The 23,629-nt window shown below is 30.7% G+C and carries 18 protein-coding genes; 16 read left to right on the forward strand and 2 right to left on the reverse strand.

Annotation, left to right across the window (positions count from 1 at the left end):
• Positions 1 to 630: 630 nt before the first annotated feature.
• The 9 genes from glpK (at position 631) to J3359_RS14060 (ending at position 12,839) form a co-directional block, all read left to right on the forward strand.
• Positions 631 to 2,127 (forward strand): glycerol kinase GlpK, encoded by a 1,497-nt coding sequence (gene glpK, locus J3359_RS14020; RefSeq protein ID WP_208077486.1) that lies wholly within the window; start codon positions 631 to 633, stop codon positions 2,125 to 2,127.
• 7 nt (positions 2,128 to 2,134) lie between these two features.
• Positions 2,135 to 2,875, forward strand: coding sequence for an MIP/aquaporin family protein (locus J3359_RS14025; RefSeq protein WP_208077488.1), 741 nt, complete (start codon positions 2,135 to 2,137; stop codon positions 2,873 to 2,875).
• A gap of 297 nt (positions 2,876 to 3,172) precedes the next feature.
• Complete coding sequence (gene topA / locus J3359_RS14030; protein ID WP_208077490.1) at positions 3,173 to 5,683, forward strand: type I DNA topoisomerase; 2,511 nt, start codon at positions 3,173 to 3,175, stop codon at positions 5,681 to 5,683.
• A gap of 38 nt (positions 5,684 to 5,721) precedes the next feature.
• Positions 5,722 to 6,882: a formimidoylglutamase gene (locus J3359_RS14035; protein WP_208077492.1), complete on the forward strand. Its 1,161-nt coding sequence runs from the start codon at positions 5,722 to 5,724 to the stop codon at positions 6,880 to 6,882.
• A gap of 107 nt (positions 6,883 to 6,989) precedes the next feature.
• Positions 6,990 to 8,363, forward strand: a complete 1,374-nt coding sequence (gene porK, locus J3359_RS14040) for a T9SS ring complex lipoprotein PorK/GldK (RefSeq protein WP_208077494.1) — start codon at positions 6,990 to 6,992, stop codon at positions 8,361 to 8,363.
• A 38-nt stretch (positions 8,364 to 8,401) separates the two neighbouring features.
• Positions 8,402 to 9,043: a type IX secretion system motor protein PorL/GldL gene (gene porL, locus J3359_RS14045; RefSeq protein ID WP_208077496.1), complete on the forward strand. Its 642-nt coding sequence runs from the start codon at positions 8,402 to 8,404 to the stop codon at positions 9,041 to 9,043.
• Between the two features lie 46 nt (positions 9,044 to 9,089).
• Positions 9,090 to 10,622, forward strand: a complete 1,533-nt coding sequence (gene porM / locus J3359_RS14050; RefSeq protein ID WP_208077497.1) for a type IX secretion system motor protein PorM/GldM — start codon at positions 9,090 to 9,092, stop codon at positions 10,620 to 10,622.
• 28 nt (positions 10,623 to 10,650) lie between these two features.
• The gene (porN, locus tag J3359_RS14055) at positions 10,651 to 11,505 is read left to right on the forward strand and encodes a type IX secretion system ring subunit PorN/GldN (RefSeq protein ID WP_208077498.1); all 855 of its coding nucleotides are present in this window, start codon (positions 10,651 to 10,653) and stop codon (positions 11,503 to 11,505) included.
• A 293-nt stretch (positions 11,506 to 11,798) separates the two neighbouring features.
• Positions 11,799 to 12,839: an NAD(P)/FAD-dependent oxidoreductase gene (locus J3359_RS14060; RefSeq protein WP_208077499.1), complete on the forward strand. Its 1,041-nt coding sequence runs from the start codon at positions 11,799 to 11,801 to the stop codon at positions 12,837 to 12,839.
• A gap of 359 nt (positions 12,840 to 13,198) precedes the next feature.
• Here the strand turns inward: J3359_RS14060 and J3359_RS14065 are convergent, their stop codons facing one another.
• The gene (locus tag J3359_RS14065; RefSeq protein WP_367890377.1) at positions 13,199 to 13,576 is read right to left on the reverse strand and encodes a DUF983 domain-containing protein; all 378 of its coding nucleotides are present in this window, start codon (positions 13,574 to 13,576) and stop codon (positions 13,199 to 13,201) included.
• Positions 13,577 to 13,626: 50 nt separating this feature from the next.
• Between J3359_RS14065 and J3359_RS14070 the strand changes: the two genes are divergently transcribed.
• Genes J3359_RS14070 through J3359_RS14080 form a run of 3 tightly spaced genes read left to right on the forward strand, consistent with a single transcriptional unit; the run spans position 13,627 to position 17,384 of the window.
• Complete coding sequence (locus J3359_RS14070) at positions 13,627 to 15,546, forward strand: ABC-F family ATP-binding cassette domain-containing protein (protein ID WP_208077500.1); 1,920 nt, start codon at positions 13,627 to 13,629, stop codon at positions 15,544 to 15,546.
• Between the two features lie 48 nt (positions 15,547 to 15,594).
• Complete coding sequence (locus J3359_RS14075; RefSeq protein WP_208077501.1) at positions 15,595 to 16,536, forward strand: 1-aminocyclopropane-1-carboxylate deaminase/D-cysteine desulfhydrase; 942 nt, start codon at positions 15,595 to 15,597, stop codon at positions 16,534 to 16,536.
• Positions 16,533 to 17,384: a glucosaminidase domain-containing protein gene (locus J3359_RS14080; RefSeq protein WP_208077502.1), complete on the forward strand. Its 852-nt coding sequence runs from the start codon at positions 16,533 to 16,535 to the stop codon at positions 17,382 to 17,384. Before J3359_RS14075 ends, J3359_RS14080 begins: the two co-directional genes overlap by 4 nt.
• Positions 17,385 to 17,435: 51 nt before the next feature.
• Here J3359_RS14080 and J3359_RS14085 read toward each other — a convergent pair whose 3' ends face one another.
• On the reverse strand, positions 17,436 to 18,137 hold the full coding sequence (locus J3359_RS14085; protein ID WP_208077503.1) for an SIMPL domain-containing protein: 702 nt from the start codon (positions 18,135 to 18,137) through the stop codon (positions 17,436 to 17,438).
• Positions 18,138 to 18,382: 245 nt separating this feature from the next.
• On the opposite strand from J3359_RS14085, the gene J3359_RS14090 reads away from it, so the two are divergent.
• The 4 genes from J3359_RS14090 to J3359_RS14105 all read left to right on the forward strand — a co-directional run bounded on the left by J3359_RS14090 (position 18,383) and on the right by J3359_RS14105 (position 23,594).
• A complete protein-coding gene (locus tag J3359_RS14090; protein ID WP_243765927.1) occupies positions 18,383 to 20,542 on the forward strand; it encodes a tetratricopeptide repeat-containing sensor histidine kinase in 2,160 nt (719 codons plus the stop codon).
• Between the two features lie 78 nt (positions 20,543 to 20,620).
• Positions 20,621 to 21,352, forward strand: a complete 732-nt coding sequence (locus J3359_RS14095) for a LytR/AlgR family response regulator transcription factor (RefSeq protein WP_208077506.1) — start codon at positions 20,621 to 20,623, stop codon at positions 21,350 to 21,352.
• Positions 21,353 to 21,404: 52 nt separating this feature from the next.
• Entirely contained in the window at positions 21,405 to 23,075 is a 1,671-nt protein-coding gene (locus J3359_RS14100; protein WP_208077508.1) for an ArnT family glycosyltransferase, read from the forward strand.
• 3 nt (positions 23,076 to 23,078) lie between these two features.
• The gene (locus J3359_RS14105; RefSeq protein WP_208077509.1) at positions 23,079 to 23,594 is read left to right on the forward strand and encodes a gamma carbonic anhydrase family protein; all 516 of its coding nucleotides are present in this window, start codon (positions 23,079 to 23,081) and stop codon (positions 23,592 to 23,594) included.
• The last annotated feature ends 35 nt before the right edge of the window (positions 23,595 to 23,629 follow it).

Here is a 23,629-nt window from a genome sequence, read left to right on the forward strand (position 1 = left end):
CCAAAATTGAAATTTAGTGACAAATTGGCAGAAAACAAATGTAATTTTTATTGATAAATAGGTGTAAAATCTTAGATATATTTAAAGGATTTGTTATTTTTTACATAATTATTTATAGATTTTAGAATACAACAAAATTTTAAAGATGAAGAAGCTTCTTGTTTTAGTACTTTTAATGCCTATAGTTTTTTGTAAAAGAAAAAAACAAAAAAGCTAAAAATAATATCTTATTTATTGTTAGACGACCAAGCATATGCTGGTTTTACACCATTCCAGATTCTTTTGGAGCCGGCGCTTTACTTGAGATAATAATTTATAATATGGGAAAAAGTTATTGGTTTGGGATGAAAAAATGGAGGTAAATTAAACCCAAGATACTTATGTTGTTTACAACAATGTTTTACCAATTTTAGTGGAGGTAGCAGAACGACTAGATTCAACTACAAAGCATCTATTGAATTGTAAAAGAATTGGAGGCAGAATATACAAAATGGTATAAAAATAACTTTGGAAAATTTTAGAAATTCTTTTATTTTTAATTTTAAAATGAAATAAAACAACACAAGTAAAGAATATTCATTCGAATAAAAACTTTAAATTTTAATTTCAAAACTTTTAACCCCACAGATTATGAGCAAATATATTTTAGCATTAGACCAAGGAACTACAAGCTCAAGAGCTATTGTTTTTGATAAAGAAGGAAACATAAAATCTGTTGCTCAGAAAGAATTTACGCAGATTTTTCCAAAACCAGGTTGGGTAGAACACGATGCTGTAGAAATTTGGTCTACACAAGCAGGTGTTGCTGCAGAAGCAATTGCAAGTAAAGGTTTAGATATGGATAGTATTGCTGCGATTGGAATTACAAATCAGCGAGAAACTGTTGTTGTTTGGGATAAAAACACGGGCAAGCCAGTCTATAACGCGATTGTTTGGCAAGACAAAAGAACCTCCGATTATTGTGATGAGCTAAAAGCAGCTGGAAAATCTAAAATGATTAAAGAAAAAACAGGTTTGGTAATCGATTCTTATTTTTCTGGAACAAAAGTAAAATGGATTCTCGATAATGTAGAAGGAGCTAGGAAAAAAGCAGAAAATGGAGACTTACTATTAGGAACTATCGATTCTTGGTTGGTTTGGAATTTTTCAAAAAAACAAAAACACATTACAGATGTAACCAATGCATCTAGAACCTTATTGTTTAATATTAATACTATGGCTTGGGATGATGAATTATTAGATTTACTAACAATCCCAAAATCGATGTTGCCAAAAGTAAAACAATCCAGCGAAATTTACGGACATACAAAATCTACTTTTTTCGATTGTAATATTCCTATTGCAGGAATTGCAGGAGACCAACAAGCTGCACTTTTCGGACAAATGTGTACCCAAAAAGGAATGGTAAAAAACACTTATGGAACAGGTTGTTTTATGTTGATGAATATTGGTAACAAACCAATTGTGTCAAAAAATAATTTATTAACCACAGTTGCTTGGAAAATCAATGGAAAAACAACCTACGCTTTCGAAGGAAGTGTTTTTATTGCAGGAGCAGCTGTTCAATGGTTAAGAGATGGTTTAAAAATTATTAGAAAATCATCGGAAGTAGAAGGTTTGGCAAATTCTGTGGAAGATTCAGATGGTGTTTATTTTGTGCCATCTTTTGCAGGTTTGGGCGCTCCACATTGGAACCAAAAAGCACAAGGAACCCTATTTGGTTTAACAAGAGGTTCTACAGATGCACATATTGCAAGAGCAACTTTAGATGCAATTGCATACCAATCTATGGACATTTTAAAAGCGATGGAAGCAGATGCAGAAACTACAATTAAAGAACTGCGAGTTGATGGTGGAGCAACTGTAAACAATACATTAATGCAATTTCAATCGGATGTTTTAAATACAAAAACTGTAAGACCAAAAGTGGTAGAAACTACAGCAATGGGTGCTGCGTTTTTAGCAGGTTTGGCAGTTGGTTTCTGGGAAAATGAAAAAGAAATTCAAGAAATTTGGCAAATTGATGAAACTTTTACCCCTTCAGAAAAAAGAGAAAAAATTGATAAGAATATAAAAGATTGGTACAGAGCAATTGCCGCTTTAGAATATTGGACAAAAACTAAATAACATTTATATGACAGCATTTATAGCAGAATTAATAGGTACTTTTTTATTAATTCTTTTAGGCGGAGGCGTAGTTGCAAACGTAGTTTTAGAAAAAACAAAATCAAACGATTTAGGTTGGATGGTAATAACCACAGCTTGGGGTTTTGCTGTTTTTGTAGGAGTTTGTGTTGCAGGACCTTATAGTGGAGCACATTTAAACCCAGCAGTTAGTATTGGTTTGGCTATTGCAGGGAGATTCGAATGGAACTTAGTTTTTAGTTATGTGATTGCTCAATTTATTGGAGCGATGTTGGGTTCTTTTTTAGTTTGGGTAGTTTATAGAGATCATTTTAAAGCAACAACAAATGGAGATTTAAAAAAAGCAGTTTTTTGTACTTCGCCAGCAATTCGAAATTTTTCGAGTAATTTAATTAGTGAAATTGTGGGTTGTTTTGTGTTGGTTTTTGTGGTTTTGTATTTTACAAATGCCAATTTAAACGATGTAAATAATGGACAAATACCAATAGGTTTAGGTTCCTTAGGAGCAATGCCTGTTGCTATTTTAGTTTGGGTAATTGGTTTGTCTTTGGGAGGTACAACTGGTTATGCCATTAATCCTGCAAGAGATTTAGGGCCAAGAATTGTACACGCAATTTTACCGATAAAAAATAAGGTTTCCAACGATTGGAGTTATTCTTGGATTCCTGTTGTTGGGCCAATTATTGGAGCTGTTTTAGCAGCTTGCTTATCAATTTTAATAAATAAATAATAGCATAAGGATTTAAAAAATAATTAAGAGTAACTAAAAATCAAATAGCATTTTTTTATACAGAAAACGTCAATTATACACCATTCATAAAAAAGGAAGAAGAATTTGTAAAACATCTAATTATTTAAGCAAAAAAACAGTAAAAAAACTCAAGAGAAAAGGTATAGTAAAGTGGTTTTTCTATACTTTTTTTGAAGTAAAAACACTTAAAAAAATATTAATAAAAAAAAACTACATACTTTTGCAATCCAAAAACTTGCAATTTCGGTTGCGAGAATTACAACAAAAGAAAGATACATGGCAAAGAATTTAGTAATTGTAGAGTCACCAGCAAAAGCAAAAACAATCGAGAAGTTTCTTGGAAAAGATTTTCAAGTGGAATCGAGTTATGGGCATATTGCAGACTTGCCTTCCAAAGAATTAGGAATAGATGTTGAGGGTGATTTTAGCCCAAAATACATTGTTTCAGACGATAAAAAATCAGTCGTAAAAAAATTAAAAACACTTTCTAAAAAAGCAGACACTGTTTGGTTAGCAAGTGATGAGGATCGAGAAGGAGAAGCAATTGCCTGGCACTTAAAAGAGCAATTAGACTTAAAAGATGAGAATACGAAACGTATCGTTTTTCATGAAATTACTAAAAACGCCATTTTAAAAGCAGTCGAAAACCCAAGAGATATCGACTATAATATGGTAAATGCACAACAAGCACGTAGAGTTTTAGATAGACTTGTTGGGTACGAATTATCGCCAGTTTTATGGCGTAAAGTAAAAGGAGGCTTATCTGCAGGAAGAGTACAATCTGTTGCAGTGCGTTTAATCGTAGAAAGAGAACGAAGCATTCAAGAATTTAAAGCAGAAACACATTATAAAGTAGTTGCAGAATTTGCAAATAACGAAGGCAAAACTTTTAAAGCAACCATTCCAAAGAATTTCGATTCTAAAAAAGTAGCAGAAAGTTTTTTAAAATCGTGCGCAAAAGCAAATTTTTCAATTGCAGATTTAACCAAAAAACCAGCAAAAAAATCTCCTGCACCACCATTTACAACTTCAACATTACAACAAGAAGCATCACGTAAATTAGGTTTTCCAGTAGGTAAAACCATGCAAGTCGCACAACGTTTGTACGAAGCCGGTTTAATTACGTATATGAGAACAGATAGTGTTAATTTATCTGTAGATGCAAGAAATGCTGCCGAAGAAGAAATTAGCAATTATTACGGAAAAGAATATAGCAAACAACGTGTTTTTAAGTCGAAATCGAAAGGAGCGCAAGAAGCGCACGAAGCGATTAGACCTACCAACATGAAAATGCATGCTATCGATACAGAATACGACCAAACAAGATTGTACGATTTAATTTGGAAGCGAACATTGGCTTCACAAATGAGTGATGCACAATTAGAGCGTACAAATATTAAAATAGAAAACTCAGAAAACAGTAAAATTTTTACTGCAAATGGAGAGATGATAAAGTTTGATGGTTTCCTAAAAGTATATTTAGAAGGAACGGATAACGAAGAAGAAGAGCAAGCAGGAATGTTGCCAAACTTAAAGGTAAACGAATCTTTAGAATACAATTTTATAAACGCAACACAGCGTTTTACGAGTCCTCCTTATCGTTTTACAGAAGCATCTTTGGTAAAGCAATTAGAAGAATTAGGTATTGGAAGACCATCAACCTATGCACCAACAATTTCTACGGTTCAAAGAAGAGGTTATATAGAAAAAGGGCAGAATGAAGGAGTGGAGAGAGCATATCAGCAATTAATTTTGTCGAATGGAAATGTAGAAACACAAACCTTAACAGAGAAAACCGGTTCAGATAAAAATAAATTAGTGCCTACAGATATTGGAAACATTGTAAACGATTTTTTAGTGGCGAATTTCTCCAATATTTTAGATTTTGGTTTTACAGCTAAAGTGGAAAATTCTTTTGATGATATTTCTGAAGGAAATGAAAATTGGACAGAAATGATTAAAGGTTTCTACCACAAATTTCACGACAATGTAGAAGATGTAAAAGAAAATGCAGACAGAGAAAGTGGAGAACGTATTTTAGGAAAACACCCAGAATCTGGCAAAACAGTTTTAGTGAGACTTGGAAAATTTGGACCCATTGCACAAATTGGTGCACCAGAAGACGAAGAAAAACAATTTGCAAGCTTAAATAAAGACCAAAATCTGGGAACCATAACCTTAGAAGAAGCATTAGAATTGTTCTTGCTTCCAAAAAAGTTAGGAACTTACGAAGGTGAAGAAGTAATCGTTTCAAACGGACGATTTGGACCTTACATTAAATTCGGAAGTATGTTTGTTTCGTTGGATAAAGGTGAAAATCCAATGGAGGTAGATTTAGAAAGAGCAGAAGAATTAATTGTGGCAAAACAAAAAGCAGATGCGCCAATTTATTATTATGAAGATTTACCAGTGCAAAAAGGAGTGGGACGTTTTGGGCCTTTTATAAAATGGAACGGAATGTTTATCAACGTAAATAAAAAATACGATTTCGATAATCTTTCAGATGATGATATTGTTGAATTGATTGAAGTAAAGAAGCAGAAGGAGATTGATAAAGTAATACATAATTGGGAAGATGTTGGTATTCGCGTAGAAAAAGCACGTTGGGGAAGATACAATGTTCTAAAAGGAAAAATTAAAATCGAGCTTCCTAAAACCACAGAAATAGAAAAACTTTCTAAGGATGAAGCAGTTAAGATGATCGAAGCAAAAACGCCGAAGAAAAAAGCTACAAAAAAGAAAACCACAGCCAAAAAAACGACCAAGAAAACGACTAAGAAAAAGTAATGATTTTAGTATCTTGCATACTTTATTTAAAATAATTAATGAATATAGATTTTTTAACCCCTGTAAAAAAAGCTGTTGTAACGCATTTAGCGTCGCAAACTTCACTTTCTTTAGGAAATAAAATTGCCATTCATACGCAAGAAGAAGGTTTCCCAGATTTGGAAAATGTAAAAATTGCTATTTTAGGTGTTCAAGAAGATAGAAATTCGCAAGATAACTTTGGTTGTGGAGAAGATTTACATCATATTCGTAAAAAATTATACCAGCTTTTTCCAGGAAATTGGAGTACAAATATTGCAGATTTAGGAAATGTTCTAAAAGGAAATGCAGTTTCAGATACGTATTTCGCAGTTTCAGAAATTATTACTTATTTACTCAAAAAAAATATCATTCCAGTTATTATTGGTGGAGGTCAAGATATTACCTACGTAAATTATAGAGCATACGATTCGTTAGAGCAAACCGTAAATTTAGCAGCTGTAGATAGTCGTTTCGATTTAGGTCATTTAGAAGACGAACTTACTTCACAATCTTATTTGAGTAAAATTATTATGCAAGAGCCTAATAATTTATTCAATTATACAAATGTTGGATATCAAACTTATTTTAATCCACAAGACGAAATAGAACTTTTAGATGCATTGTATTTCGATACAATACGTCTAGGGAAATCGAAAAATTTAGAAAGTATAGAACCTGCTTTTAGAAATGCAGATATTGTTTCTATAGATATTGGAGCAATTCGACAAAGTGAGGCACCTGCAAATAATAATGCCTCTCCAAATGGTTTTTATGGTGAAGAAATTTGTGCAATTGCAAGATATGCAGGAATTAGCGATAAAGTCTCTTCATTTGGAGTGTATGAATACAATTCTAAACACGATAATAACCATCAAACAGCCCATTTAATTGCGCAAATGATATGGTATTTTATAGAAGGTGTTAATTTTAGAGTAAAAGATTATCCGTTTTCTGGGAAAGAAAATTATCAAAAATTCACAGTATTGTTAGAAGACGACGACCCAATAACGTTCTATAAAAGTAACAAATCTGGTAGATGGTGGATAGAGATAAATATTCTGTCAGATAATAAATACAAAAGACATGCGTTAATACCATGTACATATAAAGATTACCTAGATGCAACCAAACAAATCATACCAGAAAAGTGGTATAAAGCAATGAGAAAATTAGTGTAATTTTAGAAATATTGAAAAGTAATTAAGTTAAAATGCAATTTGAACATTGTTTATTAACAAAAAAAATAATAGGTTTACGAACTTTTTAGTAAAGATATATTTAAAATATGAAGAAAGCAGCAATATTTGCACTCTTAATAACAGTAATTTACAGTTGTGGCTCTAATGATAGAGGAGAATTGGTAGGAGTAAAAGCCAAAAAGAAGTGGTTTTCAGAGAAGCCTTTTGGAATGGCATTAATTCCTGGAGGTTCTTTTACGATGGGAAAACAAGACCAAGATATTATTGGAACTTTGAGTTCGCCAACAAAAACGGTAACAGTTAGACCTTATTATATGGACGAAACTGAGATTACAAACAACGAATATAAAGAGTTTGTACACTGGGTTCGAGACTCAATCATTAGAACAAGGTTGGGGTATCAAGCAGAATTTGCTGCCATGAGTTCTACACCAGATCCAACAGGAGCATTGCCTTCTGGAGGAATTCACGATTATGCTTTCGCAACAGTAGATACTACCAATGCAACACCATACCAAAGGTATATGTACGAAAACTATTGGAGTTTAGGAGATGGTATCGATTCTATTAAACCATTAAATTGGGAAAGAGAATTGGTTTGGAAAAAAGAAGAATATCCAGATGTAGATTATGTAGAAGTTATGGATTCTCTATACATTAGTAGAGAAGAAGCTGTAGATGGTATTAGAACTTTTAATACAAAATTCTTAAAATATAGATATTCTTGGTTCGATAGAGACAATGCAGCAAGAAAAGGAGGAAATAGAAAAGACTTTGTACAAACGGAAGTATTAAATATTTATCCAGATACCACTGTTTGGGTAAAAGATTTTAATTATTCTTACAACGACCCAATGCATCAAGATTATTTCTATCACCAATCTTATGGCGATTATCCAGTTGTAGGTGTAACTTGGGGGCAAGCAAATGCATTTTGTAATTGGAGAACAAAAAAGAAAAACGATTATTTAAGAACAAGAAAAAACGTAACACAAGTTCCAGATTTTAGGTTGCCAACAGAAGCCGAATGGGAATATGCTGCACGTGGTGGCTTGGAATTTGCAACATACCCTTGGGGAACTGGAAGTACAACAAGCGACAGAGGTTGCTTTTTAGCAAACTTTAAGCCAGTAAGAGGAAATTATGCAGTAGATGGTGCTTTATATACAATGGAAGCAAAATCTTTTAATGCAAATGATTATGGTTTATACAACATGGCTGGTAACGTTTCAGAATGGACAAACACAGCATATAACCCTTCTTCTTATTATATGGCTTCAACTATGAACCCGAATGTAGAGGATCGAAAAAATAAAAGAAAAATTGTACGAGGAGGTTCTTGGAAAGATGTAGCATATTTCTTAGAAGTAGCTTCTAGAGATTACGAATATGCAGATACAGCAAGAAGTTACATTGGTTTTAGAACCGTACAAAATTATATAGGAACAACTAACAAATAAAATTTATAACATAAAAATCCCCTAAAAATTAAGAAATTATGGCACAGTCAAGAGCTTACAAAAGAAACATGAATTTCGTTTACGGAATTGGAGCAGCAGTAGTAATTATTGGAGCATTATTTAAAATTCAACATATCGAACTTTTTGGTATCACTGGAGGAATGATGTTAACTGTTGGTTTAATTGCAGAAGCATTAGTATTTGCAGTTTCTGCTTTCGATACTCCAGAAGAAGATTTAGACTGGTCTAAAGTATATCCAGAATTAGCAGATGGGATCTCTTCAGAAAAAGAGCAAAAGAAATTAGGTGCAGAAGGTATGTTGTCTCAAAAATTAGACAATTTATTACAAGAAGCAAAAATAGACGCCAATTTAATGGAAAGCTTAGGCTCTAGTATGAAAAATTTCCAAAATGCAGCAGAAGGTTTGTCTGCAGCATCTGGCTCTGTAGCTTCTACAAATAAATACAACGAAGAGATGTCTAAAGCAGCGCTTCAAATGGAATCTTTAAACAATTTATATAAAATTCAAGTAGAAAACTCTAGCAGACAAACAGAATTAAATACAGAAGTTGTACAAAACACAGAACGATTAAAAGAACAAATGGATGCTTTGGCTAAAAACATGTCTTCTTTAAACGGAGTTTATGGAGGAATGCTTTCGGCAATGTCAACAAAATAATAATTAGTTAAAACGAAATGTATAACAACTTAAAAAACTAATTAGAATGGCAGGAGCAAAAATGTCCGCAAGACAAAAGATGATTAACTTAATGTATCTTGTGTTTATTGCAATGTTGGCACTAAATATGAGTAAAGAAGTATTATCAGCTTTTGGTTTTATGAATAAAGAAATTGTAATTAGCAATCAAGCTACTACAAAGAAAAACAATATCAGTTACGAAGGTTTAGCTTTAAAGGCAGACGATCAACCAGAGAAATTTAGACCTTTAAACCAGAAAGCAAAAGAAATAAAAGCAGCTTCATCTACTTTTTACACATATTTAGCAGACCTAAAAAATAAAATGACTGCAGATATAGAAGACAAAGAAGATTATGAAGTAATGGATAAGACAGATTTTTTGGATTCTTATTTCTTTCAAGGAGATAATTATACAAAAGAAGGTCAAGAATTTGTAGATAATATTAATAATTACAGAGAGAAAGTAATAGCAACTTTAGGTCCAAAATTTAATAATTTAATAGAAAGAACTAAATTTAGGTTTAATACTACTTCAGATACTAAGCAAGATTGGTTAGATAGAAGATATAAAGGTTTTCCTTTAATTGCGTCGTTAACAAATATAACTCAATTACAAGCAAATATTAAAAATACCGAAAGCGATGTTTTAACGGAGCTTTTAGGAGGACAATTAGAAGCAGATAGTAAATTAACAACAAACAACTATAAAGGAATTGTTTCTTTAAATAAAACTGCTTATTTCGCAGGAGAGAAAGTGTCTGGACAAGTTGTTTTAGGTAGATATGACTCTAATTTAGTACCAAATAAGGTTACATTAAATGGTAGAGATATTACGAGCAGTGTTCAAAATGGACAAGTAATGTTAGATATTCCTGCAGGAAATGTTGGAGAGAAAACAATTAAAGGAGAAATTACTTTTATGCAAGATGGTAAACCAGAGGTTATCCCTTTCGAAAGTAAATATTCTGTAATTGCAGAGCCAAGTAGTGCAGTAGTTTCTGCAGATAAAATGAATGTTGTTTATAGAGGTTTACAAAATCCAATTTCGGTATCCTTACCAGGAGTTAGTGGAAACAATTTAAAAGTTTCTGCAACAGGAGGTAGATTAACAGGAAGTAACAGTAAATACAGTTTTAGCCCAGGTTCAGGTAAAATAGCAACCATTAATGTAAGTGCAAAACTAAGCAGTGGAAAAACGGTAAATTCTAAAGCAATATTTAGAATTAAAGATATTCCTGCAGCAATGGGTTCTGCTCGTGGACAATTTGGAGTGGTTAGAATGCCAAAAGGAAGTTTAGCAAACACACCAATTGGAGCTGGATTGCCAGATTTTGAATTTGATTTAAAATTAAAAGTAAATAGCTTTAAAGTTAAAGTTCCTGGACAAGTAACAGTCTTAGTAACTGGAACAAGATTTAATGCAGCAGCAAAAAAAGCATTAGGAAAAGCTAGAAGAGGAGATGTAATTACCATTTACGATATCAATGCAAGTATTGTTGGAAACTCTTCTTATAAATTGCAAAAAGTAATACCAGTAAGTATCGAGTTAACAAACTAGAAGAAACACTAGAATAAAATAATATATAATGATGAAAAATTTTGTAATACTATTTTTCGCCTTTTTAACAACAGGTTTGGTAAGTGCGCAAGCAAACTTATTAAACGCAAAAACTGTAGATCAAATTGGTGTAAAAAGCGAGCAACAACTAGCTGCAGATAACGATGGTCCATTACCTTATGGTTATGTAGATGATAGAGACGTTATGTGGTCGAAAGTTGTTTGGGAATTTATAGATTTAAATCAGAAAATAAATTTACCTTACTATTTTCCAATAGATACAACCAATATTTCTACAGATAGAAGATCTTTGTTCGACACTTTAATTAAAGGAATTAAGCAAGGAAGAATTAAAGAAGCATATTCCGATTCTTTTTTTACTTCTAGAATGACGCCAGAAGAAATAAATTCTCGTTTGGTAAACGTTCGTGAAGAAAATGGATATTCAGATACTTATAGAATTCAATCTGAAGATATTGGAGGATATATGATCAAAGGAATGTGGTATTTCGATAAACGTCAAGGAGAATTAAAATATCGTTTGTTAGCAATAGCGCCAATGGGTAAAGATGTGCAAACTTTAGGAGTTCAAGAAATCGAAGACGAAGAATTGTACGAATTATTCTGGATTTTCTTTCCATCTGCAAGAGGTGTTTTACACGATGCAAAGGTGTTTAACCCACAAAATGCCTCTCACCCAATATCGTTCGACCATTTATTAAATGCAAGAAGATTTAGCTCAGTAATTGTTCGAGAAGAGAATATTTATGGAAATAGAGGTATCGAAGATTACGTTCGAGGAAACTCATTATTCCAACTTTTAGAAGCGAACAAAATCAAAGAAGACATCAGAAACAAAGAAATGGATATGTGGAACTACTAATTCTACACCAACAATACACAATAAAACGTTTGCGCAAGCAAGCGTTTTTTATTTGGAGCTATTTCCTGCGTGTAGTTTATCTTAAGCGAAGTCGAAAGATACTCGTTTTTTTTATGCTGAATTTATTGCAGCATCTCATCTTTTTAAAAAGTAATTTTATTATTACAATAGATACTTAATCGAGTTTAGCATAAAAAAAGAACTCAAACAAATGCTACAATTATGGATAAACCTATCTATATTTTTCATAAAATAACCATAACTTTTCAGCAATACTTAATTATTTTTGTAAGATGAAAGTAGATTATATTATTGTTGGTTTAGGATTGGCAGGATTAGCATTTGCAGAAGAATTAATAACTGCAAAAAAAACATTTATGGTTTTCGAAGATGCCTCACAAACATCGTCTTTAGTTGCTGGTGGAGTTTATAATCCTGTAATTTTAAAGAGATTTTCTCCAGTTTGGAACGCCAAAGAACAATTAGCAGTCGCACTTCCATTTTACGAAAGATTAGAAAAGAAATTTAACATAAAGTTCGACGAAAAATTCGTTATCAAAAAGGTTTTTAAATCCATAAAAGACCAAAATAATTGGTTTGTAGCTTTCGATAAACCCAATGTAGCCCCTTTTTTAGATGAAAAATTAGATAAAAACACATATTCAGGAGTTATAGGAGAACATTACTTTGGAAATGTAAAAGAAGGAGGAAGAATAAATACTCTAAAATTAGTAGAAACTTACAGAAACTATTTAAAAGAAAATAACTGCATTCGTTTTGAGAAATTCAATCATAAAGAAATTATTTTAGAGGAAGATTTAGTGAAATATCAAGACATAGAAGCCAGTACAATTGTATTTGCAGAAGGTTTTGGAATAAAAGAGAATCCATATTTTAAACACTTGCCATTAGAAGAAGTAAAAGGCGAATTAATTACCATTTATGCCCCAGAATTAGAGATCGATTTTTTATTAAAATCAACTTTATTTGTAATGCCTTTAGGAAACAATACTTATAAAATTGGAGCGACTTTTAATCATTTAGATAAAACTTCTGAGCCTTCCCAAGAAGGAAGAGAAGAGTTAGTAGAGAAATTACAAAAAGTAATTTCAGTGCCTTATACAATTATCGACCAAACAGCTGGAATTAGACCTACCGTAAAAGATAGAAGACCAATGGTTGGCATACATCCAGAATTTAAAAATTTAGCAGTTTTAAATGGTTTAGGCACTCGTGGAGTAATAATTGCCCCAACAGTAGCTAGAAATTTATTTCATCATATAACCAATAACGAAAAGTTAGATGATGAAATAGATATTAAAAGATTCAAATAAGTCGTTTGGCTCTAAGTTTAGCACTTTTTTAAGATAATAATATCCTTTTTTTCGACTGTTTGCAAATCTTCGTTCTCTTATGTAATTCCTTTTCTCTTTTAATTTTTCATTTTTTCTTGAAATAATTCTTAGTAGTAGTATCATTCAAAAAGCTTGGTTAGTACATTAAATATTGGATTATAAATACGTAGAAATACTCAGTTTTAAGATTTTTTCGGTAAATTATTTTCTTTTACAGTAATTTCAATGCAGAAATGGTATAAGTAAACGACCAGTTTCGTGAGGTAAATTAAACTTATTTTTGCAGAATTTACTTTGGCGTGTTTAATAAAAAAGGTTAGAATTAAACAAATAAGAAATTATTCATCACCTTTATAGCTCACAAACATATTTATCCAAAGAATTCGAGATAAACGTAAATTTACAGGAGCTAAAACAACTAAAGCAACAATAATTGCGGTAAAAGATTGTAGTAGAGTTAAATTAAAAAGTAGCTTAGAAATTAAAAAAGCTACAATAGATAAACCAACTGTAATGCCATAATTTACATACATAGCACCATAAAAGAACGAAGGTTCCATCATGTATTTAAAATTACATTTGGGGCAATTATCATGTAATTGAGTAATTTTAGAAGGATTAAAAGTAAATTTATATTTGAAAAAATCTCCTTCTTGACATCTTGGGCATTTTCCATTTACTATGCTGTATATTTTTGTCCCTTTTTTAAACATCATAACTCTATTTTTTTAAGTAGATTTGCGTCTTACAAAATTACAAAATTTTCATGTTAAACGTACATAATTTAACGGTTTCCTTTATGGGAACTGACTTGTTTTCAGGAATCACTTTTAAGTTGAATAAAGGAGATAGAATAGGATTGATTGGGAAAAATGGAGCTGGAAAATCTACCCTTTTAAAAGTACTTTCTAAAGATATAGAAACAAGTGGTGGAACTATGGCTTTTGATAAAGATATTCGAATGGGGTTCTTACGCCAAGATATCGATTTTGTAGAAGGAAGAACCATTTTAGAAGAAGCCTACCAAGCTTTTGAAGAAATAAAAGCCATAGAATTAGAATTAGATAAAATTAACGAGCAATTAGCCACAAGAACAGACTATGAAAGTGAAGGTTACACTCAATTAATACACGATTTAACAGATAAAACAGAACGCTATGAGCTTCTAGGAGGCTATAACTACCAAGGAGATACAGAAAAGATACTACAAGGTTTAGGTTTTCAAAGAGAAGATTTCGATAAGTTAACAGATACTTTTTCTGGAGGATGGAGAATGCGAATCGAGTTGGCAAAATTATTACTCCAAAACAACGATATTTTATTGCTAGATGAGCCAACCAACCACTTAGATATCGAATCTATTATTTGGTTAGAGAATTTTTTAAAGAATTATTCTGGAGCAATTGTATTGGTTTCTCACGATAAAATGTTCTTAGATAATGTAACCAATAGAACAATCGAAATTTCTTTAGGGCAAATTTACGATTACAAAAAACCATACTCTCAATTTTTACTATTAAGAGGAGAAATTAAGGAAAAGCAATTACAAGCTCAAAAGAATCAAGAGAAAGAAATTAAGCAAAAACAACATTTAATAAACAAATTTAAGGCAAAAGCGAGTAAAGCTTCTATGGCACAATCTTTAATGAAACAACTAGATAAAGTCGAATTAATTGAAGTGGACCAAGATGATAACCAAGCCATGAATGTACGTTTTGCCATTTCTAAAGAGCCAGGTAAAATTATTGTGGAAGCAGAAAATTTGTCGAAAAGTTATGGAGATAAACAAGTTTTGCAAGGTGTAGATTTGCTAATTGAAAGAAATAGTAAAATTGCATTTGTTGGGCAAAATGGACAAGGAAAATCTACTTTAGCAAAAATGATGGTAGGCGAAATTCCTTTTAAAGGGCATTTAAAACTCGGGCATAATGTAGAAGTTGGGTATTTTGCACAGAACCAATCAGAGCATTTGCCACCAGAAAAAACAGTCCTGGAAATTATGGAAGATGCAGCCACAGACACAAATAGAATGCGTGTTCGAGACATGTTGGGCTCTTTCTTATTTGGTGGAGATGCTGTAGATAAAAAAGCAAAAGTACTTTCTGGAGGAGAAAGAAACAGGTTAGCTTTATGTAAATTATTGTTGCAACCATTTAATGTGCTAATAATGGATGAGCCAACAAACCACTTGGATATTGCTTCGAAAACTGTTTTAAAAGAAGCGTTAAATAATTTCGATGGAACTTTAATCGTCGTTTCTCACGATAGAGAGTTCTTACAAGGTTTAACCACAACTGTTTATGGTTTTAAAGACAAAGAAATTAAAGAATATTTAGGCGATATCGATTATTTCTTGGAACAACATAAAATGGAAAGTTTGCGTGAAGCAGAAAAGAAAACAGTTGTTAAGGTAGATAAAGATACTTCTAAAAAAGAAGCCCATCAACTATCTAGAGAGCAAGAAAAAGAGCTAAAAAAACTAAACAACAAACTTTCTAATATAGAAACTGAAATTGCAGGTTTAGAAAAAGAAATCGAAAAAATTGACTTAGAATTGGCGCAAAATTATGACGAAGTTGCTGCAAGACCCAATTTCTTCGAAAAATACAAAGCTAAAAAAGCAAAAGTAGATGCTTTAATGGAACAATGGGAAAAGGTGGAAGCTGATGTCTCTAATTTTAATTAAATAAATTCAGACTTCACAGGTTTTTAAAACTCGTGAAGTCTTACAAATATGAACTTCAACAAACAAATAATATCCGAAAACCAACAAATTCACCTTCCAATTTTGGAAGAAAAAAAAGTAGAACTCTTTATTAAAAGAGAAGATTTAATTCACCCTTTTGTTTCTGGGAACAAATTCCGAAAATTAAAATACAATTTAGCAGAAGCTAAAAAATTAAAGAAAAAAGCAATTTTAACTTTTGGAGGAGCTTACTCTAACCATATTGCAGCAACTGCAGTCGCTGGAAAATTAGCAGGTTTAAAAACTTTTGGCATTATCAGAGGAGATGAATTGGGTAAAAACCTTAAAAAAACTTTAGAAGAAAATACAACTTTAAGAGAAGCGCATAAAAACGGAATGAAGTTTAATTTTGTCTCTAGAGAAATTTACAGACAAAAAGATTCCTTTGGCTTTATAGAAAAGATGAAAAACAAATGGGGCGATTTTTATTTAATTCCAGAAGGTGGTACAAATGGTTTAGCAGTAGAAGGTTGCCAAGAAATTTTAACAAAAGAAGATGCCAATTTCAATTATATTTGTGTAGCTGTTGGAACTGGTGGTACGATTGCAGGTTTAATTAAATCTAAAAAAAAGAAACAAAAAGTAATTGGTTTTCCTTCTTTAAAAGGAGGTTTTATTGTCGAAGAAATAAAAAAATACGCAATTAAAAACGATAGTTGGTCGTTAAATAAAGACTACCATTTTGGTGGTTATGCAAAATATAGCGAAGAATTAATTCAGTTTATAAATAATTTTTCAGAAAAAACCAATGTGTTATTAGACCCTATTTATACTGGAAAAATGTTATTTGGAATTTTAAATTTAATAGGAAAAGATTATTTTCCAGAAAACAGTAAAATACTAGCTATTCACACAGGAGGCATCCAAGGAATTGCAGGAATTAACAACAAATTAGAAAAGAAGAACCAGCAAACTATTAATTATTTATGAAGTTAAAAATTTTACTTGGATGTGTTTTTTTATTATTATTAAATAGCTGTGGAGCTAAGAAAAAGGTAATAAATAAGAAAAATCCTGGAGTTGTAATTATAGAACCAGAACCAGTAGAATTGCCTTCTGTAAATGAAGATAAACTCACAAAAAAGCTCGGAGAGAAAAACCCGAAATTAAATAAACACACACTTGCTTACATTCGAAAATACGCTCGAATTGCTGTAAAAGAAATGCACGAATATAAAATTCCTGCAAGTATTACTTTGGCACAAGGAATTTTAGAATCTGGAAGAGGAAGAAGTGAATTGGCACTAAAATCTAACAATCATTTTGGTATAAAATGCCATACACTTTGGCAAGGTGAAAGAGTTTATCACGATGATGATGAAAAAGGAGAATGTTTTCGAAAATATGTGTATCCAGAAACTTCTTACAACGACCATTCGTTATTTTTAACCCAAAGAAAACGCTATGCATTTCTCTTTAATTATAAAATAACAGACTATAAAAAATGGGCTTATGGTTTGCGAAAAGCGGGTTATGCAACAGATAGAAGATATCCTGCAAAACTGCTAAAAATTATAAAAGACTATAAATTACACGAATTCGATAAAGTAAAAAAAGACGAATTCTCGGAAGAAATTAAGGAATTAAATGACGGAGAAACTTTCGAAAAACCAATCGTAATTGAAAAATCTGCAGGAAAATATTACACTGTAAAAAAAGGAGATACTTTATATTCCATTTCAAGAAAATTTAATATTTCTGTGGCAAATTTAAAAGAAATAAATAATTTAAAAGACAATACCATTTCTATAGATCAAAAATTATTAATTGAGAAATAGGATATAATGTCTGGTTGAGTGCAGTCGAAACCTAATTTTTAAAATAGACGTTTACTTAATTTCAAATTTTATATAAATAGATGTTTTTAAAACTATTTTCTCAAACTGAGCAATAGATTTATTACCTCTAACTTTAGAAATTCCAGAACTGGTTCCATAACTAACAGCATTTATGTGATTTGCAGCGACGAAACTATTGTTATGAGTTTCAATTTCGTTTATTTTAATAGGTTTTCCAACCTTTTCATCAATCGCATCTAATAAATATTTCGCCTTTGCTTTTGCCGCTTTTATGGCTTCAATTCGATTTTCTTTTTTAAATGTTGCAATCTTAGAATGTGTCGCTTTTGTAATATTTACATTGGTTATTTTAAGTTCTTCGAAACAGTCGAAAAGTTGTTTTAATTTCTGGGAATTATTTACTTTTAAATTATATTTAGCAGTAGCTAATATCTCTTTTGAAAACCAACCTGTTTTCGATAAAACTGAATTTACATCAGAAATAAATAGGTTGTTTTCTGGAATTCCAATGTTTTTTAACGCTTGTTTTAATTCATTTTCTAATAGTTCTAGCTTCATTTTATTTCCTTTTTCCATTCTTTCCTTTAAAAAAATGTCTAAATAAATTTCGTTTGGTATTATTTCTTTTTCTGAAGTACCAATAACTTCTATAAAAGATTTTTCTTGTGTATTATTTTGGCTATAACTTACAGATGTTAAAAAAAGGAAAACAATTAATTTGTAATATTTCATGATAAGATTTTTTAAGATGTCATAAAACTAAAATCAATATTTTAAAGAAAAAAAACATAATGAGCGAACCTAGCATTTCTTTGAGTAAACAAGAATAATGCATTCGTAAACGATGTTAAATGGACTTAATATGTACGAATAATGAAGGAATGTCGTTTTTTTAGATGATTTTTTGTGTGTATGTTTACAGTAATTATACATCTTAAATGATCTTGAAAAAAAACATTCTATTAGTATTTCTTTTTTTGAATGGAATCTTTTTTGCTCAGCAAAATGAAGATTTCATAAACCGAAAAGAGTTTTTTGTAAAAGTAGTTGTAGCATCAGAAAATTCTGGAAATTCAATTACAAATGCAAATGTTTCCATAAATGGAAACCAGTTTCGGTATTCCGATTTTTATGGGTATTATCGAGTAAAAGCCAAAGTAAATGACGAGTTGGTAATTACACATCCCGATTTTGAAACGGTTTATCATATTATAAAATCAGACGAAGAAATTAAGATTCTGGTTAAAGATTTTCCAGATGAAAAATATTCTACTTCTAGGCTTCGTAAAAGTAAAAGTGTAACAGATAATTTTTATTTACAACATTTAGACTCAGCAAAATATTATGCAAAAAAAGACATTGAAAAAAGTTTAACTTTTATTGAAAAAGCCTTAAAAACGAACAATAGTAGAGAGCGAAATGCAGCAACCTATAAAACGTTGGCAGACATTTATTTGTTTTGGAAACAGTACGATTTGGCGATTTATAATTACAAGTTAAGCAATCAAATTTACCAAACGATTGATACCAGAATAAAATTAGCAGAAGCACAATTCTTGTTGAAGGATTTAGAAAGTAGTAAGAAAACATACGAGCAATTAGAAAAAGAAAAATTACGAAATTTTCAAAAAATTTTAATTTTAGAAGGTTTAGCAGATATTGCTTTTGAGAATAAAGATTATAAAGAAGCGAAAAAAAAATATCAACAAGCATTTAAAGTTGCAAGAGACAATGGAGTAACTTCTAAAATTACAGATTTAACTTCTAAATTAGGAACTGTTTTTTCTGCTGAAGGAAATTTAAAACAAGCAAATTTAAGTTTTAAAAACTCTTTAAATTTTGCCGAAAAAGAAAATGAAACACGTGTTTTAGAAGAAGAAGAAAAAGTAGCAGACTTCTTAAATTCTAATAAAAAATACGATGAAGAAATAGCGCTCAGGAAAAAAAGTTTAGAAAAAACGAAATCTAAAAAAATAGTTTCGAACGAAGTTGAAAATATCCAAGCAGATTCGATTACCTCGCAAAAAATAAACTATAAAATTGGCAATGCATATATTTTAAAAGAAGAGTATAAAGAAGCAATTCCGTTTTTAGAAAAAAGTAGAACAGACGCTAAAGAAAACAACGATATTGTTGTCGAAAAAGATGCAACCAGAAAAATTTCCGAAGTTTTTGCAAATCTGGGAGAATATGACAAAGCACTAAAAAACTACGAAAAATATGTATCTTTAGTCGATTCTTTATATGTTCGAAAAGAGCAAGAAATTCAACAAGCAAAACGTTTGTCGAAGAAAATTGCCGACAACCAAAATAGAATTGCAAGTTTAGAAAAAGACAAAGAATTAACACAGAGTAAAATAAGCTTGGCATATGTAGATCAGAAATTAGCCGAAGAAAATAATCGCAGACAACGATTAATTATTTACTCTTTAATAGGTGGGTTTTTACTGATGTGTTTGTTGGCTTATTTTATGTATAGAACCAACAAACAACAGAAATTGGCAAATAATTTATTGGCTTTAAAATCCATGCGTTCGCAAATGAACCCGCATTTTATATTCAATGCTTTAAACTCTGTAAATAGTTTTATTGCAGTAAACGACGAGCGAAATGCAAACCGTTATTTGTCTGAATTTTCGGTATTAATGCGTTCTGTTTTAGAAAATTCTGATGAAGATTTTATTCCACTAACCAAAGAAGTAGAACTCTTAGAATTGTATGTAAAATTAGAACACAATAGATTTAAAGACAAGTTCGATTATCAAATAAATGTCGATAAAAACATCAAATTAGACCAATTTTCAATTCCGCCAATGTTGTTGCAACCTTACATAGAAAATGCAATTTGGCACGGATTAAGATATAAAAAAGAGAAAGGAAATTTAAAAATATCTATCAAACAAAAAGATGTAGAAACCATTTCAATTTTAATTATGGATGATGGAATAGGACGAAAACATTCTCAGAAATTAAAAACAAAAAATCAACTAAAACAAAAGTCGAAAGGAATAAGTACCATACAAAATAGAATTGCAATTCTAAACGATATGTACAAAGACCGAATTTCTGTAGAAATTTCGAATGTTTTAGAAACTGGAGAAGGAACAAAAGTGGAGTTGATTTTAAAAAAAGCCTGAAGTTTGAAGTAGGAAGATGGAAGTTTATGAGCGACCAAACCTCCAACTTCGAGCTTCGAGCACCCAACTAAAAAAAACATGAAATTAAAAGCAATCATAGTAGAAGACGAACAAATAAGCAGAGAAATTCTTCGCAATTACTTGGGTAAATACTGCCCAAATGTAACTTTGTTAGGCGAAGCAAGTAATATTGATGAGGCTTACAATTTAATCCAAAAACACGAATTAGATTTGGTTTTTTTAGACGTAGAAATGCCTTTTGGGAATGCGTTCGATTTGTTAGAAAAAGTAGAAAACAGAAGTTTTGAAACCGTTTTTGTAACTGCTTACGACCATTATGCAATCGAGGCTTTAAATAACCATGCAAGTTATTATTTGTTAAAACCCATTTCTATAGACGAGCTGATAAAAGCTGTAAATATTGTTTCAGAAATTAAGGAAAAAGAGAACGAATTACAACATCGAATATTAAAACCAAAAGCAAACTCTGCCACAGGAAAAATAACAATTCCACACCAAGATGGTTTCGAGGTTTTAGATATTAATGATATTTTGTTCTGTAAAGCAGACGATAATTATACCGAAATTTACTTAGCAAATTCTAAAAAATTAGTCAGTAAGACTTTAAAATATTTCGAGGAAGCTTTAAAGGAATATACATTTGCGAGGATTCATAAATCGTATTTGGTAAATGTAAATGCGATTATAAAATACAAAAAAGGCAAAGGAGGAAGTGTAATTGTTTCTAATGGAAAAGAAATATTGGTTTCTGCTTCTCAAAAAGCGAATTTGTTGTCGTATTTTAAATAATTTTTAAAATTAGCTTTAAAAGAATCATAAAAGATTATTTTTAGATTAATTTATGAAACAATTTGTAATTAAAAATAGTAGTATTTTATTTTATTCCTTTTGGTTTTCTAGCCTACTTATACAAGCTTTTTTTACAGAGTTAACTTTTGATGAATCTTATTATTGGATGTATTCTAAAGAATTGGCTTGGGGTTATTTTGATCATCCACCAGCAATTGCTTTGATGATAAAAATAGGGTATTCAATTTTTAAAAACGAATTAGGAGTAAGATTGCTACCAATATTCGCAAGTACTTTAACCCTTTTTTTATGGGAAAAAATAATGAAACCCAAAAATTTAAAAGTATTTTATTTATTAATACTTTCAGTTGGTATTTTGCATTTTATTGGTTTTTTTGCATTGCCAGACAATCCTTTATTACTTGCAACAGCTTTTTACTTTTTATGTTTAAAACAATTTTTAGTTACTGCAAATTTAAAAAACGGACTCTTGCTAGGTTTTGCTTCTAGTCTCTTAATTCTTAGTAAATACCATGGTATTCTTATTCTTGTTTTTACTTTGTTACCTAATTTATCTCTTCTTAAAAAGAAATCTTTTTGGTTTGTAGTTTTTTCTTTTGTACTATTTTTAATTCCGCATATTTTATGGCAAATTCATAACGATTTTCCTTCTGTAAAATACCATCTTTTTGAAAGAAGTGTAGCATCATATAAAATTAACTTTACACTAGAGTACCTATTAACACAACCTTTTATTTTAGGGCCATTTACAGGAATTTTATTTTTTATAGCGCACATTAAAATTAAGAGTAAAGATTCGTTTGAAAAATCTTTAAAATATCTTTTTTGGGGTGGTTATTTCTTCTTTTTCTTAATGTCTTTTAAAGGAAGAGTTGAAGCACATTGGACACTTTTTGTAGTTTTTTCAGGATTATATTTTGGTTATGAATATATAGCTGAAATTACCAAAAAGAAAAAAATAATTTACAAACTTTTTTACATTTCTATTGCTTTAATTTTTTTAGTTAGAATTCTAATTTCTTTAGATGTAGAAAATAAATATAATACTGTTTTAGCAAAAATTACCAAGCAATTTCATCAAAAAGAATCTATGTTGGCGATAAAAAAAGAAGCAAAAGACCTGCCTGTTGCTTTTATGAATTCTTATCAAAAAGCATCTCTCTATAGTTTTTATACACAAGCTACGAGTTTTTCTTTAAATAATATTTGGGGAAGAAAAAACCAGTTTGATATTTGGAATTACGAGCAACGTTTAAGAGGTGAAAAAATCTTCTTAATTCCTAATTATAAAACCACTGGCTACGATTCTATTTTAGCTTTTCCTAAAATAAAATATAAGACAATTTCTAATTTTCAGTCATACTCAAAAATAAAAATTATACCTAATAATATTATAGAGAAAGCAAATTCTTTAGATACAATTTCCGTTAAAATACGTTTTAGTAATATTCAGAAAGAATTTATAGATTTAGAAAAAAATAAAAAGTATCCAGCAGTTTTGTATTATCAATTTATAGAAGGTAAATACCCGATAAAAACTAATATAGTTAAAAAATTAACCAATAAAGACTTAGAAAAAGAGTTAGAGTTAAATGTGGTAACACCCAATAAAAAAGGAGTTTATAGGCTTTGTTTTAGCATTATGTCTGGAGATTTACCACATAGTATAAATAGTGAAAAATACAAAATAGAAATTCGATAAAATATGCCCATAATAAAACCCATAAACGGAAAAGCCCCACAAATACCAGAAGACTGTTTTGTCGCAGAAAATGCCACAATTCTTGGAGAAGTTTTACTAGGTAAAGAATGTTCCATTTGGTACAATGCTGTAATTCGAGGTGATGTACATTACATTAAAATTGGAAATAAAGTAAACATACAAGATGGAGCTGTAATCCATGCAACGTATAAAAAATCGCCAACAACAATTGGCAATAATGTTTCTATAGGGCACAATGCAATTGTACATGGTTGTACAATTCACGATAATGTTTTGGTAGGCATGGGTTCTATTATTATGGACGATTGTATTGTAGAATCGAATTCGATTATTGCAGCAGGGGCAGTAGTTACTAAAAATACACACGTAAAAAGTGGAAGTATTTATGCTGGAGTTCCTGCTAAAAAAGTAAAAGATATCTCACAAGAATTAATTGCTGGAGAAATTGACAGAATTGCAAATAATTATGTGAAATATTCTGGATGGTTTAAGGAGTAATTTTGGCAATTGATTAACTATTACAAGCTGTAACT

This window comes from Polaribacter cellanae (assembly GCF_017569185.1).
Lineage (GTDB): Bacteria > Bacteroidota > Bacteroidia > Flavobacteriales > Flavobacteriaceae > Polaribacter > Polaribacter cellanae.

What these genes read in the sequence shown, in the direction of transcription:
- glpK (WP_208077486.1), top strand. Translation starts at nt 631, where the DNA reads ATGAGCAAATATATTTTAGCATTAGACCAAGGAACTACAAGCTCAAGA.
- J3359_RS14025 (WP_208077488.1), top strand. Translation starts at nt 2,135, where the DNA reads ATGACAGCATTTATAGCAGAATTAATAGGTACTTTTTTATTAATTCTT.
- topA (WP_208077490.1), top strand. Translation starts at nt 3,173, where the DNA reads ATGGCAAAGAATTTAGTAATTGTAGAGTCACCAGCAAAAGCAAAAACA.
- J3359_RS14035 (WP_208077492.1), top strand. Translation starts at nt 5,722, where the DNA reads ATGAATATAGATTTTTTAACCCCTGTAAAAAAAGCTGTTGTAACGCAT.
- porK (WP_208077494.1), top strand. Translation starts at nt 6,990, where the DNA reads ATGAAGAAAGCAGCAATATTTGCACTCTTAATAACAGTAATTTACAGT.
- porL (WP_208077496.1), top strand. Translation starts at nt 8,402, where the DNA reads ATGGCACAGTCAAGAGCTTACAAAAGAAACATGAATTTCGTTTACGGA.
- porM (WP_208077497.1), top strand. Translation starts at nt 9,090, where the DNA reads ATGGCAGGAGCAAAAATGTCCGCAAGACAAAAGATGATTAACTTAATG.
- porN (WP_208077498.1), top strand. Translation starts at nt 10,651, where the DNA reads ATGATGAAAAATTTTGTAATACTATTTTTCGCCTTTTTAACAACAGGT.
- J3359_RS14060 (WP_208077499.1), top strand. Translation starts at nt 11,799, where the DNA reads ATGAAAGTAGATTATATTATTGTTGGTTTAGGATTGGCAGGATTAGCA.
- J3359_RS14065 (WP_367890377.1), bottom strand. Translation starts at nt 13,576, where the DNA reads ATGATGTTTAAAAAAGGGACAAAAATATACAGCATAGTAAATGGAAAA.
- J3359_RS14070 (WP_208077500.1), top strand. Translation starts at nt 13,627, where the DNA reads ATGTTAAACGTACATAATTTAACGGTTTCCTTTATGGGAACTGACTTG.
- J3359_RS14075 (WP_208077501.1), top strand. Translation starts at nt 15,595, where the DNA reads ATGAACTTCAACAAACAAATAATATCCGAAAACCAACAAATTCACCTT.
- J3359_RS14080 (WP_208077502.1), top strand. Translation starts at nt 16,533, where the DNA reads ATGAAGTTAAAAATTTTACTTGGATGTGTTTTTTTATTATTATTAAAT.
- J3359_RS14085 (WP_208077503.1), bottom strand. Translation starts at nt 18,137, where the DNA reads ATGAAATATTACAAATTAATTGTTTTCCTTTTTTTAACATCTGTAAGT.
- J3359_RS14095 (WP_208077506.1), top strand. Translation starts at nt 20,621, where the DNA reads ATGAAATTAAAAGCAATCATAGTAGAAGACGAACAAATAAGCAGAGAA.
- J3359_RS14100 (WP_208077508.1), top strand. Translation starts at nt 21,405, where the DNA reads ATGAAACAATTTGTAATTAAAAATAGTAGTATTTTATTTTATTCCTTT.
- J3359_RS14105 (WP_208077509.1), top strand. Translation starts at nt 23,079, where the DNA reads ATGCCCATAATAAAACCCATAAACGGAAAAGCCCCACAAATACCAGAA.